At 65.4% G+C, this 14,143-nt stretch carries 15 protein-coding genes; 14 read left to right on the plus strand and 1 reads right to left on the minus strand.

Features of this window, described 5'->3' with window-relative positions:
* On the plus strand, positions 1–417 hold a 417-nt coding region (locus AC3A35_RS26355; protein WP_487439519.1), incomplete at its 5' end, for a TRAP transporter large permease subunit.
* Between the two features lie 300 nt (positions 418–717).
* On the opposite strand, the gene AC3A35_RS26360 is transcribed toward AC3A35_RS26355, so the two are convergent.
* On the minus strand, positions 718–1,605 hold the full coding sequence (locus AC3A35_RS26360; protein ID WP_487439520.1) for a helix-turn-helix domain-containing protein: 888 nt from the start codon (positions 1,603–1,605) through the stop codon (positions 718–720).
* Positions 1,606–1,763: 158 nt separating this feature from the next.
* Between AC3A35_RS26360 and pobA the strand changes: the two genes are divergently transcribed.
* From pobA to AC3A35_RS26425, 13 genes are all read left to right on the plus strand, one after another.
* Positions 1,764–2,954, plus strand: a complete 1,191-nt coding sequence (gene pobA, locus AC3A35_RS26365) for a 4-hydroxybenzoate 3-monooxygenase (protein WP_487439521.1) — start codon at positions 1,764–1,766, stop codon at positions 2,952–2,954.
* 247 nt (positions 2,955–3,201) lie between these two features.
* Positions 3,202–4,926 carry a sensor histidine kinase gene (locus AC3A35_RS26370; RefSeq protein WP_487439522.1) on the plus strand — a complete coding sequence of 575 codons (1,725 nt, stop codon included), beginning with the start codon at positions 3,202–3,204 and terminating at the stop codon, positions 4,924–4,926.
* Positions 4,913–5,593 (plus strand): LuxR C-terminal-related transcriptional regulator, encoded by a 681-nt coding sequence (locus tag AC3A35_RS26375; protein ID WP_487439523.1) that lies wholly within the window; start codon positions 4,913–4,915, stop codon positions 5,591–5,593. The genes AC3A35_RS26370 and AC3A35_RS26375 overlap by 14 nt, the downstream gene beginning before the upstream one ends.
* A gap of 191 nt (positions 5,594–5,784) precedes the next feature.
* Positions 5,785–6,171, plus strand: a complete 387-nt coding sequence (locus tag AC3A35_RS26380; protein ID WP_487439524.1) for a response regulator — start codon at positions 5,785–5,787, stop codon at positions 6,169–6,171.
* Between the two features lie 252 nt (positions 6,172–6,423).
* Positions 6,424–7,044 (plus strand): methyltransferase family protein, encoded by a 621-nt coding sequence (locus AC3A35_RS26385; protein ID WP_487439525.1) that lies wholly within the window; start codon positions 6,424–6,426, stop codon positions 7,042–7,044.
* Positions 7,045–7,320: 276 nt separating this feature from the next.
* Positions 7,321–7,512: a Flp family type IVb pilin gene (locus AC3A35_RS26390; protein ID WP_487439526.1), complete on the plus strand. Its 192-nt coding sequence runs from the start codon at positions 7,321–7,323 to the stop codon at positions 7,510–7,512.
* Positions 7,513–7,628: 116 nt separating this feature from the next.
* A complete protein-coding gene (locus tag AC3A35_RS26395) occupies positions 7,629–7,802 on the plus strand; it encodes a Flp family type IVb pilin (protein WP_487439527.1) in 174 nt (57 codons plus the stop codon).
* A 97-nt stretch (positions 7,803–7,899) separates the two neighbouring features.
* Complete coding sequence (locus AC3A35_RS26400) at positions 7,900–8,469, plus strand: A24 family peptidase (protein ID WP_487439528.1); 570 nt, start codon at positions 7,900–7,902, stop codon at positions 8,467–8,469.
* Positions 8,470–8,492: 23 nt separating this feature from the next.
* Complete coding sequence (locus tag AC3A35_RS26405) at positions 8,493–9,800, plus strand: ATP-binding protein (protein ID WP_487439529.1); 1,308 nt, start codon at positions 8,493–8,495, stop codon at positions 9,798–9,800.
* A gap of 129 nt (positions 9,801–9,929) precedes the next feature.
* Positions 9,930–10,781 carry a Flp pilus assembly protein CpaB gene (cpaB, locus tag AC3A35_RS26410; protein WP_487439530.1) on the plus strand — a complete coding sequence of 284 codons (852 nt, stop codon included), beginning with the start codon at positions 9,930–9,932 and terminating at the stop codon, positions 10,779–10,781.
* 35 nt (positions 10,782–10,816) lie between these two features.
* Positions 10,817–12,520: a type II and III secretion system protein family protein gene (locus tag AC3A35_RS26415; protein ID WP_487439531.1), complete on the plus strand. Its 1,704-nt coding sequence runs from the start codon at positions 10,817–10,819 to the stop codon at positions 12,518–12,520.
* 11 nt (positions 12,521–12,531) lie between these two features.
* Positions 12,532–12,813 (plus strand): pilus assembly protein, encoded by a 282-nt coding sequence (locus AC3A35_RS26420; RefSeq protein WP_487439532.1) that lies wholly within the window; start codon positions 12,532–12,534, stop codon positions 12,811–12,813.
* Between the two features lie 25 nt (positions 12,814–12,838).
* Entirely contained in the window at positions 12,839–14,113 is a 1,275-nt protein-coding gene (locus AC3A35_RS26425) for a pilus assembly protein TadG-related protein (RefSeq protein WP_487439533.1), read from the plus strand.
* Positions 14,114–14,143 lie beyond the last annotated feature (30 nt).

The following is a 14,143-nucleotide window of genomic DNA, read 5'->3' on the forward strand; positions in this document are numbered from 1 at the left end:
CAGATGCCGGCCGAGGCCGCGGCCTGGGTGCAGGAGATGGGCTTCGGACCGTTCACCGTGCTGTTCGCGATCATCGTGATCTACATGCTGCTCGGCTGCGTGATGGACAGCCTGTCGATGATCCTGCTCACGGTGCCGATCTTCCTGCCCATCGTGCTCGGCATGGAGTACTGGGGCCTGGGCCTGGAGGAGAAGGCGATCTGGTTCGGCATGGTCGCGCTGGTGGTGATGGAGATCGGCCTGATCACGCCCCCGGTGGGGATGAACGTGTACATCATCAGCGGCGTGGCCCGCGACATCCCGATGGCCACCATCTTCCGCGGTGTGCTGCCCTTCCTCGCCTCCGACATCCTCCGCATCTTCCTGCTCGTGCTCTTCCCCAGCATCTCGCTGGTGGCACTGTGGGTCGTCAGCTGAGCCGCGGGTCCGGCCGGCGTCCCGGCGGCCCACACTATTAACCCGGCAATTGAACACGTGCAGTCAATGTTGGCACCTTGTTCCTCCCCTTCAAGGGGGGCGGAACCGGGGTTTCAGCGAGCACTGCTCGCTGCCGGTGTAGCGGCGAGGCTTCGCCGAGACTACCGGCCAGGAGGGGGATGGGTTACTCCCGCGCCGGTTGCACCCAGGGGAGGGAGCAGCCGCGCCGCGCTCCACTCGACATCACCTGATTGAAAGCCGGGTTAATAGAATCCAGCCCGTCGGCGACGCCTTGCCGGCTTACGTTGCCAACCGGCGCGCGTGTGCCTGGCGGAACGCCGACGGCGACATGCCCTGCTTGCGGCTGAAGAAGCGCGAGAAGTACGCGGGATCCCTGAAACCGAGCGCATAGCCGATGCCGGTCACGTCGAGATCGGAATAGGCCAGCAGGCGGCGCGCCTCCAGCAGCAGGCGCTCGTGGATCATGTCCTGCGCGCTCGTTCCCGCCTCGCGCCGGCAGCTGTTGTTGAGCTGGGCCGGCGACACCCCGAGGCGCCCGGCGTAGAAGCCGATCGGCTGCCATTCGCGGAAGTGGTTTTCGATCAGCGCGGCAAAGCGTTCGACCCGCACATGCATGCGATCGTGGGCCACGCCCTCCGCCGCGATGCCGCCCGCCCGTGCAAGCTGGACCAGCACCAGCCCGAGCGTCGCGAGCAGCGCGCTCAGGCGTCCCGGCAGGCGACCCGCGTATTCGCGATCGAACTGCTCGAAATGCAGGCGCATCAAGGCCAGGGTGTCGGGTTGCTCGCCAAGCGGAAGGTAGCGGAAACCATCGAACGCCCCGCGCAACTCCGCGGACAAGGCAAACAGCTCGCCGAGCAGGGTCTGCGGCAGGGTGACGATCTGCCCCACCATGTCGGGCGAAAAGCGAAATCCATGAATGCGCCTCGGCGGCACCATCAGCACGCAGGGTACGGTCAGCGCCTGCGGCTCCGTCTCGAGCACCATCTCGGCCTCCCCCGCCTGCAGGAAAACGACATGCAGAAGGCTGTCATGGCTATGAGGCGTGATTTCCCAATCGTACAGGGCACTGCGCGCCGCGATCGTTTCGCAATGCACCGGCTCCGGCGTCGGCCACAACGCCTTTTCGCCAAACAGCTTGTACGACGGGACGCGTGCGTCCTTCATGGGTCTTGTGCCTGCCTTATCGAACGCTTGACCGGGAGCATAGCTCGACTTTCGAAAAGTACAAGCATTGACCCTGCCGAGTTCAAGCGCCCGGCGGTGCGCGTGCCTATAGTTCAAGCCTGTCTGCACGACAGTACCCAATAACAGGAGAGAGAGACATGCAAACCCAAGTCGGAATCATCGGCGGCGGCCCCTCGGGCCTTTGCCTTGCCCGCCTGCTCAGCCTCGCCGGCATCAAGAGCGTCATCCTCGAACGCCAGAACCGCGAGTACGTCGAAGCCCGAATCCGCGCCGGCATCCTCGAACAGGGCATGGTCGACCTGATGCGCCGCGCCAAGGTCAGCGAGCGCATGGACCGTGAAGGCCTGGTGCACGACGGTATCGTGCTCACCTTCGACGGCCGCGAAGAGCGTATCGACATGGCCTCACTCACCGGCGGCAAGCAGGTGATGGTGTACGGCCAGACCGAACTCACCAAGGATCTATACGACGCGGTGCTGAAGGACGACAACATCACCGTGATCTTCGAGGCCCGCGACGTGCATCCGGTCGGCTACCTCGACGGCAAGCCCAAGCTGGAATTCGTCAAGGAAGGCAAGCAGACCATCGTCGACTGCGACTACATCGCTGGTTGCGACGGCTATCACGGCGCCTCGCGCGCTTCCGTGCCGCGCGAGAAAATCACCGAATTCGAACGCATCTACCCCTTCGGCTGGCTCGGCCTGCTGTCCGACACCCCGCCGGTGCACGAAGAGCTGATCTACGCCAACCACAAGCGCGGCTTCGCACTGTGTTCGATGCGCTCGCCGACCCGCAGCCGCTACTACATCCAGGTCGGTCTCGACGAGAAGGTCGAAGACTGGTCCGACGAGCGCTTCTGGGACGAGATCCGCCGCCGCCTGCCCGAGCACATCGCCAAGGACATGGTCACCGGCCCGTCGATCGAGAAGAGCATCGCCCCGCTGCGCAGCTTCGTCACCGAACCGATGCGCTTCGGCAACATGTTCCTGGTCGGCGACGCCGCCCACATCGTTCCGCCGACCGGCGCCAAGGGCCTGAACCTGGCCGCGTCCGACATGTACTACCTGGCGACCGCGCTGATCGCGTTCTACAACGAAGGCGGCCGCACCGACCTGCTCGACCGCTACTCCGAGACCGCGCTGCGCCGGGTGTGGGCCGCGGTGCGCTTCTCGTGGTGGTTCACCTCGATCATGCACAAGTTCAACGAGGACCCGATCGAGCACAAGATCCAGCTCGCCGAACTCGACTACCTGATGAGCTCCACCGCGGGCAAGACCACCATCGCCGAAAACTACGTCGGCCTGCCCTTCGACCCGACCTTCAAGTAAACGCCTCCCCACCCCGGAGGCGGAAAACGGGCGCGCCCACAAGGCGGCGCCCGTTTTGTTTTTGCGTTGCCCTGCTGCCGCGACGCCGATTGCGCACTGCGCCACGATTCGGGCGAAGTTCTTCGCGCGATATCCGCGAAACACGTAAAGTCGCTATCATCGACGGAATGCAGGCGGGGCACCGGCCGCGCTGGACGGGCCCGGAAAGACGCGGAAAGCGCCATTACCGACGGGAGGTCGTTTGCATATGACCGGAAGCAGGGCGGGTTCCATCGCCACGCCGCGGCCTGGCCCCAACGCGGCGGGTTCGCGCGCCAGCCCCGAGCTGCGCCGGGTGCTGGCCAACATCCGGGTGATCATCGCGATCATCGCCGCGATCGAATCCCTGTCACTGTTGCTCGCGGCCCGTCCGCTGATCGTGCTCACGGTGCTGTGTTATGCCGCCTACGCGGGCTGGCTGTGCTGGATCGAGGTCAACGGCAGTCCGCCACCGCAGTCCCCGCTCACCTCCTGGATCGATGCGCTGTGGATCCTGCTGGTGGCCTGGCTTGCAGGGGCGCCGAGCAGCCTCTTCGTGCTGCTGCTGTTGTTCCCGGTGCTGTTTGCCTCGCTCAGTTTCGGCTTCCTCTCGGGGCTGCTGGTCTCGCTGTTCGCCGCCAGCGGCGGCCTGCTCATTGCCTACGGCCAGCACGCCAGCATCATGTCGGCGGAAGCCATGCTCTTTCCGCTCGCCCTGCTCGGTCTCGGTCCGCTGGTGGCAGGGCTGGCGCAGGCCGGGGTACAGATGAACGAACAGGTGACGATCGCCGACCGGCTGCAGGACCAGGCCGATCCGCGCCTGGGGGTGGAGCAGGTGGCCAATACCGTTCTCCGCGCACTGGCGCAGCACTTCGAAGCCGACCTGGGCCTGCTGCTGATCTGGCTGCCCGGCAGCGAGCCGCGCCTGTTCCGGTGCAACCGCAGCGGCGCCGTAGCCGAGGTGCACGGCGACCTCCTCGCGAGCTTGCTCGAAGCGCTCGGGCGCTTGCCGCGCGACATCGCCAGCGTACTCCACGTGACCCATCTTCTCGGTCGGCACCCCATCCGTTACCGCGGCGGCTTCCACGTCACCACCCGGGCGGCCACCCCGGTCGGCCGCCCGGCGATGGACATCCTGGCCGAACTGCTCGACGCCCGATCGCTGATCACCGTTCCCATCTGCCGCCGCTCGCCGCGGCCGTGCTGGCTGTTGCTGGACTCGGGGCACCGGCGCTACCGCACGCGCAATGCGGAACTGCTGTTCGGCATCATGGAACAACTCACACCGGTCATCGAGAATGCCGGCCTCCTCGAGCAACTGTCCGACGAGGCCATGGCCACCGAACGCGCTCGTATCGGCCGCGACCTGCACGACACCGCGATCCAGCCCTATCTCGGCATCAAGTACGGCATCGAAGCGCTGGCGCGCAAGAGCGGAGCGGACAACCCGCTGCGTCACGACATCCTCGCCCTGCAGGAAATGGTGATCAACGAACTTCACCAACTGCGCGAAGTGGTGTCGAGCATGCGCAGCGGCGCCGGATCCGGCGAAGACACCCTGGCGCCGGCGCTGCGCCGCCAGGCCAGGCGCTTCACGGAGCTGTTCGGACTCGAAGTCGCGGTGCACTGCGAGGTCGATGTGCCCACCAATCGCAAGCTTGCCGGAGCCTGCGTCCAGCTCGTCAGCGAAGCACTCACCAACATCCGCCGCCATACCCAGGCCACGCGGGCTGAGATCTTCATCACCGCCGAGCCCGATACCCTGATCCTGCGGATCGGCAACGATCACGGCGGCGGGGACACCCCGCCGGCGCCCTTTGTGCCACGCTCGATCGCCGAGCGGGCAGAATCCTTGCACGGGTGTGCAGTAGTCGACCTGCATCGACCGGGTTTCACTGATCTAATTATCTCAATACCAACGAATTTGGTGGTAATTGACCATGGTTGCGAGTGAAACCCGGATTCGCGTGTTTTTGGTGGATGACCACCGTGCCACGCTGTGGGGACTGGAGCGGCTGATCGACAGCGCGGCCGACCGCATGCGCCTCGTGGGCTCGGCCACCAGCATCCCCGACATGCTGTCGTCACCCGGCTGCAAGGACGCGGACGTGATCGTGCTCGACCTCGACCTGGGCGGCGAGGACTGTAGCAAGTCGTTTACGGCGCTGCTCCACAGCGTCAGCGCCCGGGTGCTGGTGCTCACCGGTGCACGTGACCTCGAGACCCACCGGCGCGCCGTGCTCGGCGGCGCCCGCGGCGTGGTAAAGAAGGAAGAATCGGTCGATATCCTGCTGCGTGCGATCGAGAAGATCCACGACGGCGAAATCTGGCTCAGCCAGGCCCTGCTCGGCATCCTCATGAACACCCTCACCGGCAGCCGCCCTCGCGCCGACGACGACACCACGAAGTTCGCCACCCTCACCCCCAAGGAACATGAGGTGCTCGCCACCGTCGTCAAACATCGCGGCGCCAAGAGCCTGGTCCTCGCCGACGATATGGGCATCAGCGAACACACCCTGCGCAACCACCTGACCGTGATCTATCAGAAACTCGGCGTGCACGGCCGGCTGGAGCTCTACCTGTATGCCAAGGAGCACGGGCTGGGCGCCGCCGTGAGCTGAGGGCACGGCCACAACGATCAGCGCCGGCCTCTGGCCGGGAACCGGGAAAGCGACACGCGCGCTATCCGGGGCGGCGCTCTCGCCAGTCACTTTGTCACCCCCGGCGCGGGCAAGTTTTCCCATGGCCCGCCCCCGCTACCCCGGGTATCTTTACTCCACTCGCGGCCGATGCCGCATGTGTCGAGGCTGCCATGCCCAGCGCCCCGCTTCACCTTCCGATCACCGTCCTCCTCGTCGATGACCAGCGCGCCATCCTCGCCGGCGTGAGTGCGCTGATCGACAGCGAGACTCCGCACATGCAGGTCGCAGGCCGGGCCTGCTGCGGCGTCCAGGCCCTGGCGCTCGCGCACAGCACCCGCCCCGACGTCATCGTGCTCGACGCCGATCTTGCGGGCGAGGACGGACTCGCGCTCATTCCCCAGCTGCACGCCGCCTGCCGTCCCGGCATCGTGGTGTTCACCTGCCTCGCCGATCCGGACGTACGCCAGCGCGCGCTGCGCCTGGGCGCGGCCGGCTTCGTGTCGAAGACAGCGGCGGGCGAAGAATTGATCGCGGCAATCCGTGGGGCGACCGGCTGAAGGAAGGATCGAGGGTGACAATTGTCATGGGCGACCCGGGCGAACGCGATCACCCGGAGCAGGCGCATCGTCGGATGCCAAAGTGGCGCGCCCGGATCACCATGCAAACAGGAACCCGAGCGCACGCGTCATCGTGAGAACGCAGCGCCCGCTCGCGGCATTCGACACCTGCCCGGCCCGGGCTGCATCGCCGCTCGTAGCGGCATCGACGGCGGGCGTACCTCCGGCGGGCAACACGTGGAGATCGTTCAAATGGCCCGTACCGCACACATCCTGACCTCGGCGCAAACACAATCGATAACCGGCGCAGCCCTCTGTGCGTTGTGGCTGCTGTTCGCGATTGCGCACCTTACAAACTTCGGGCTGACCGGCAAAACGGGCCTGCTGCTGTTCGCCATTGCCGAAACCATCATCGCGGCCTTCTTCCTGCTGCGCACCCAGCCCAAGACGTTCACGACAAGACCTTCCGAATGGATCGTGGCGGTCGCGGGGACGTTCCTTCCGCTGCTTCTCCGACCTACGACGGATACCCCGGTACCAATCGCCGAATGGGGCCTGATGGTCGGCTCGGTGCTGCAGATCGCCGGCGTGCTATCGCTGAACCGCAGCCTCGCCATTGTTCCCGCCTTGCGCGAACTCAAGACCCGGGGCATGTATTCGCTCGTCCGGCACCCGATCTACACCAGCTACGTGATCACGTTTTCGTTCTACCTGGCGGCAAATTTCTCGACTAGAAATTTACTGCTTGGACTTGCTAGTGCGACTCTGCTCATCGCTCGTGTGCATTTCGAGGAAAGGCATCTCGGGCTAACGCCCGAATATCGCGCCTACCGGAGCCGCGTCAAGTGGCGGCTGATCCCCTTCGTGTTCTGAAACGCAACCCCGATCTGCGCGCGAGAGGCCTCTCCGGGAACGGGGAGGCCTTTTGCGCATTGCGCCCCGACTATCCCTTTGGTCGCACTCGGCCCGCGCCCCCCGTACCCGATACGCCACGGCGAAGAGCGCCTGCCGAGGCACTCCTCCCGCCATGACAACTGTCACCCTTGCCTTTCGTTATATATGACTAGCCGCACTGGGTGGATTTGCCGATGCCGTGAAAAGGCGAGGCGCCTAATCTGAAGTCAAGGCACACAGGACGGGACGACAGAAATGAAGACCGTGCAGATCGGAGGAATGCTCGACGCATTCTGGACGGAGCAAGACGGCGTCACCGCCATCGAGTATGCGTTGCTGGCGGCGCTGATCTTCGGTGCGATTGTCGGTTCGGTCGGTTTGCTCGGCGACAGCCTTGAATTGCTCTATGACGACATCGCAATAAAGGTGGCCGCCGCGGCGCCCTGAACAAGCAGCGGTTTCAATGCGAGATGGAATTCGACTCGCAGCGGTTTTCCGGATCGGGCCTCCCGCTCCGGTTGGTAGCCGGGAGGTCCGGCGTTCTTTTGACGAAGGAGAAAATCATGTTCGAAATGCTCAAACAGTTCATCCGCGATGAGGAAGGCGTCACTGCGATCGAGTACGGATTGATTGCGGCGCTCATCGCCGTAACCATCATCGCCAGCGTGGACGCTGTCGGCGACAACCTGGTTCTGGTGTTCACCAACGTTTCCACCGCACTGACCGCTGCTCTCTGAGAGAACTCGTGGTCAGGAAGGGTCATTGGACCGCCGAGACGCGGCCCAATGACTCTTACCGAGAACAAGACTGACTCTGAACGAACCGGTGACTCAAATGAACCTCGGACTCGCCAGCCTGCTCTGCGTCCTCGCAGTCGCCGTATTTACCGATCTGCGCACAGGCAAGGTCCACAATTTGTTGATCGTCACGGGTCTGCTTATAGCCTTGGCTTTCCACGGCATTGCTGCACATGGCGATGGAATTCTCCAGGCTCCTGCCGGCGCAATCGGACTACTTTCCGCGCTCGGCGGAGTCGCCGTCGGCTTTGCGGCGCTGTTTCCCCTCTACGCCGTACGGGCGATGGGAGCCGGCGACGTCAAGCTGATGATGATGGTCGGCGCCTTTCTCGGCCCGCTGCAAACACTGGGGGTTGTCGTCCTGACCTTCGCTGCCGGCGGCGTGCTTGCGCTGGCGATGGCACTGTGGCAGCGCTCGTTTGCGCAACTGGTGATGAATCTGCGCCTCATGCTCACCACCAGCGCGGTCAAGGCCGCCAACGGCATCAACCCGACATTCGAACCCCTGCAGCATACCGCCGGGCGCATGCCGTATGCGCTGGCGATTGCTACCGGCACCCTGTTGCAACTGCTCCTGGTCCGCTCCGGCGGCTGGGCGCTGAGCTGAACGGAACATTGCGGAGCCTGCTCATGCACACCCCTTCCAGCGCCAAGGTAATCCCCTTCGACGAAGCCAGCGCGTTCCCGCGCGCGCCGCGCACGCTCGATGAAACCGGCCTGCCGCTGCTGCTCCTCGTCGAACTGGCCGCGAAGCTGCTGTTTGTGCGCGGCCAGTTGCGCCTCACCGAGCTGTCGCAGCAACTACGCCTGCCGGCGAGCGTGCTCGAAAGCCTGCTCGCGTTCATGCGCAGCGAGCGGCTGTGCGAGGTCATGCGGCGCGGCGAGACCGACGGCGACATCCTGTATGAGCTCACCGACGCCGGCCGCGCCCGCGCCGCCGAGTTCCTCGGGCGCTGCAAATATGCAGGCGCGGCGCCGGTCGGCCTCGCCGCGTATGTCGCCCAGGTCGAGCGGCAGTCGGTCACGAAGATGCGCGTCACCCGCGACGGGGTCAACGAGGCGTTTGTCGGCCTGATCATCAAGCCGGAGGTGCGCGATCAGCTCGGCGCCGCGATGAGCTCGGGACGCGCGATGTTCTTGTACGGCCCGGCCGGCGCCGGCAAGACCTACCTCGCCGAGCGGCTGGCACTGCTGCTCGATGGCGACGTCGCGGTGCCGCACGCGATCCTCGTCGATGGCGAAATCATCCAGGTGTTCGACCCGCTGATTCATACACCGGTCGATGACGATCAGCGGCCCGCGAGCCTCGACAACCTGACGCGCACGGACCAGCGCTGGGTGCGCTGCAAGCGCCCGGTGGCGATCACCGGCGGCGAATTGACGCTGCGCATGCTCGATCTCGACTACGACGCCGCCAATGGCTTCTATCAGGCGCCGCCGCACGTCAAGGCAAACAACGGCCTGTTCGTGGTCGACGACCTCGGCCGGCAACTGGTCACGCCGGAACAGCTGATGAACCGCTGGATCGTGCCGATGGACCGCCGTCACGACTACCTCGCGCTGCATAGCGGCACGAAATTCACGCTGCCCTTCGATGTCGTGCTGGTGTTCTCGACGAATCTGATGCCCTCCGAGGTCGCCGACCCCGCCTTCCTGCGCCGACTCGGCTACAAGATCCACATCGGGCCGATGAATGTGGATGAATACAGGAACATATTCACGCGGGTTTGCGAAGAACGGGGCGTACCCTTCGATGAAGCCAGCTTTCAGACCCTGTTGAACGACTATCACGCCGTGCATGAGCAGCCGCTGCTGGCGTGCTACCCGCGCGATCTGGTGAACCAGATTGCCGACCTCGCCCGCTATCTCGGGGAACCCGCGCGACTGACCCCGGACGCCCTGCACTGGGCCTGGCACAACTACTTCGCGACCCGTTAGGGCCGCAGCTCGGAGGGAGGGGCCGGCGGCCGTGCCTACGGCAGCCGGCCTTGCACCGGAACGCCCGCCACGGCGGGCACTTGCAGGACCGGCAGGAAACCCTGACGGTCCGGAAACAAGGGGATTCAAATGAAGGCCAAGGGTGGCATCTTTCTCTTCGTCGCGTTGCTCGCCGGACTCGCCGCGGTCGTGCTCGGAACACGCTGGCTGCAGGACAAAGCCGGCGGGGACGCCAACCGCATCGCGGTCGCGGCGGTCGAACTGCAACTCGGCGGCCGGATCACGCCGGAGGCGGTCCGCCTCGTGGTCTGGCCGTCCGGCAGCGTGCCCAACGGCGCCTTCACCGATCTCGCGACACTCGACGGCCGCGTCGCGATCACGGGCATCCAGCCCGGCGAGCCGGTGCTCGAGTCGCGCCTGGCCCCGGTCGGCACGAAGGGCGGGCTGTCCGCCGTCGTGCCGGACGGCAAACGCGCGATCACCGTGCGCGTCAATGACGTCGTCGGCGTCGCCGGATTCACGCTGCCCGGCAACTATGTCGACATCATGGTAAATACGGAGAACACGGGGGCAACCCGCAATAATCAGGACCAGATGATCTCGAAGATCGTGCTCGAGCGCATCCTCGTGCTCGCCGTCGCGCAAGAGGCCAACCGCGACGAAACCAAGCCGCGGGTGGTGAATGCGGTCACGCTCGAAGTCACCCCGGAACAGGCCGAGCGCCTCGACCTCGCGCGCAGCGTCGGCAACCTGTCGCTGGTGCTGCGCAATCAGATCGACTCGGGCCCGACCGCGACCGAAGGCATCACCAAGGCAATGCTGCTGCGCACTGCGGTCGAGGTGCCGGTGGCGGCGCCCGCCCCGGCCGCGCCTGTGGCCCCGCGCCGCACGTATGCGAAACGGAGCCCCGCGCCGGCGCCCAGCGCAAAGGTCTGCGTCGAGGTGATCCGCGGCGTCAACAAGGCCAACGAATGCTTCTAGCCCATTCCAATCGCTCACGGATCGCAGAGGACATCATGACCAGGAACGAGAACAACAGCAGGCGCAGAGTCGCAGGGGTTACGTCGGCAGTCATCGCGCTGATGCTGTCCGGTGCCGCCCACGCCGCGGTCACCGGCGCTCCGCCGGCGAGAAAGCCGGTCGCGGTCGCCGCCAGCGGCGGTTCGCCCTGCGGGCGGGTCGAAATCGCGCCGATGGTGACGATTCCGGTCGGCAAGTCTTCGGTGATCCGGCCCGAGGTTCCGGTGACGCGCATCCTGCTGGGCAACCCCGACAATGCCCAGGCCGCGCGCCCGAGCGTCGAAGCCGCGAAGGATGACAAGGGAGGGAAGCAGCAGGCGAAGCAGGACGACGGCCGCCCCGGTGTCGCCCAGGTCGATGTGCTGCTGCTGAGCCCGAACGAGATCTACCTGCTCGGCAAGTCGGTCGGCTCGACCAACGTCGTGCTGGTCGACCGCAATGGCGGCTGCACCGCGCTGGACGTGACGGTGGCGATGGACGTGACCTCGGTCCAGGGAGCGATCACGATGCTGCTGCCTGACGAAGCCGGCATCAGGGTGAGTTCCGCCTACGACTCACTGGTCCTGACCGGCACCGTCAGCGACGCGACCAAGGTCGATCGCGCCGTGGAGATCGCCTCCGCTTACGTGCGGGACAGCGGCGGTGGCCAGAACGGACGCAACGAGCGGGTATTGAACATGCTCAAGGTCGGAGCGCCGCAGCAGGTGATGCTGGAAGTGAAGGTGGCGGAGGTCTCGAAGGCGGTACTCGACCGCTTCGGCATCGACTTCACACGCGCCTACGCGTCAGGCGACGGCACGATGATTCGCTTCCTGTCTGGCGTCTTTGGCGGCAAGAGCGCAGTCGGGGGGCAGGTGTCCGGTACCGTTGGCGCCCGCGTCGGCGGAGGGATCGTCGACTCCATCAGCAACAGCAGCGGCACCGGCGCGATCACCGCGCCGATCGGCAATGCGACGATCGGCGGCGACGCGACGACCGTCCCGCTGATCTCCGGCAAAAACAGCACGTTGATCGGCCTCGACGCGCTGAAGAGCGACGGCCTGATCAAGATTCTCGCCGAGCCCACAGTAATGGCGATCAGTGGCCAGGAGGGCAGCTTCCTCGCCGGCGGCAAGATCTTCATCCCGGTGTCGCAAAACGACGGCGGTACGAGAACGGTCACGCTGGAGGAAAAGGAATTCGGCGTCTCGGTCAAGTTCACGCCGACCGTGCTCGAAGGCGGACGGATCAACCTCGCCGTGCGGCCGGAAGTTTCCGAACTGAACCGTGAGGGTGTCGGCATTAGTGCGCCCGGTGTCAATGGCCTGGCGATCCTGCCGTCCTTCACCACGCGCCGGGCTTTCACCACCGTCCAGTTGATGGACGGCCAGAGCTTCGCGATCGGCGGGCTGATCAAGAACAACACCACCACGAACATCCGGGCCTTCCCGTTCCTCGGCGAGATCCCGGTGCTGGGCGCGCTGTTCCGCAGCACCGAATTCCAGACCGACCGCTCGGAACTGGTGTTCGTCATCACCCCGCGCCTGGTGAAGCCGCTGCCGCCGGATTTCGTGCTGCCGACCGACAACTACACCGAGCCGAGCCGCGCCGACGTGATCTGGCGCGGCAAGCTCGAAGGCAACGCACCGACACCGGCCGAGGGGGCGACGCCTCTCCCTGCCGCAAGCGAGCCCGCCGGTGGCGGCTTCGAACCCAAGTGAGGAGGCGGATCATGAAAAAAATCGCACAACTGACCGGTGCCCTGGTGATTGTTGGCCTGACCGGCTGTGTCGCCACCTCACCCGACTGGGACGCCCGTTTCGGCGAAGCCGCAAGGACCGCGGCCGCACAACAGGTGATCGCCCCCGATGCCTCGCGCAACGCCGACCCGGTAACGGGCATCGACGGCAAGGCCGCTCAGGGGGCGATGGGGGAGTATGCCAAGAGCTTCACGCAGCCGCAGCCCCAGCCCGACGTGCTCACCATCGGCGTAGGCGGTGGGTCGGGACGCTGAGCGGATGAGAGGCGGGAGAACAGGCATGCCAAAGACCATCACGACACGTCCCCAGCAGCGAGGCGCGGTTGCGATCATCACCGCGCTGTCTCTCGTCGCACTGGTCGGCTTCGCCGGCCTCGCGCTCGATCTTGGGCGGCTGTATGTCAACAAGACCGAATTGCAGAATGCCGCGGACGCGTGTGCGCTGGCAGCCGCAACCAAGTTGACCTGCGATCCGGCGGTAACGGGGACCTGCCCCGCTTCGTTACTGCAAACTGCCGAAGCGGCAGGGATCTTCGTCGGCCAACGGAACAAGAAGGACTTCCAGGGCGACGCGGTCGCGATCGCATCGGCTGACGTGAGGTTCAGTACCGCGCTGGCGCCGAACTCGAACTACCAGTCGCGCCTTGCTGCCGATCCGAACTCCAAATTCGCGATGTGCATCACACGTGCGACAGGCGTCGCGCCGTGGTTCATCGGCGTCCTTGGAATCGGCGAACAGGCGGTATCCGCTTACGCCGTGGCAACCCTCGCCCCCGGAAAAACCTTCTGCGGGTCATTGCCGATCGGCATCTGCAAGAAGTCGGGCACGGCCTTACCCGATTTCGGCTACACCGTCGGGGAGTGGATCGGGTCGACGTTCAACTCCGGCGCCAACAGCGATGAAAACCTGGAGGGCAACTTCAGGTGGGTCGATTTCAGCATCAGCGCTGGCGGCAACTCGGAGATTCGCGACCAATTGGCAGGCAGCGGCGCGGTATGCGGTCTTCGCGTCGGCGACGACATCCGCCAGCCCGGCACGCAGCAGGGCGCCAAGTCGGCTTACAACACCCGATTCGGCATTTACCCGAATGGGGCCAACGCGTACACACCACAGACGGCCCCGCCTGACCCGACCGGCTATGCCTATCCGAACAAGGCGCCGGGCAGCCCCGTGTTCGACGTCGGCACCAGCGCCTATGAGGACTACGTGGACAGGCGGGCCAGTAACGCCCCGTTCAGCGGCAACGAGTACGCCCCGACGGGTGCGGCCGGAAATATCCCGGGCCAACCGCTCAACAGCGCGGAGCACGCGACCTACGGCGCCGACCGCCGTCTGGCCGGCGTGCCGATGATCGACTGCGATGCAGGCAACCAGGTTCCGATCCTCGGCATGGCCTGCGTCCTGATGCTGAATCCGATGTCGAACGGCGCGACCGGGACGATTTATCTCGAGTATCGAGGCGCCGGAAATGCCGACGACAGCCCTTGCCAAACCGGCGGCTCGCCCGGAAGCAGCACGGCCACAGGCCCAAACGTGCCAACCCTGGTGCAGTGAGACAGATGATGAACATGCGATCCAGACAAC

The sequence above is a fragment of the Azoarcus sp. Soil_N_20 genome (assembly GCF_057656155.1).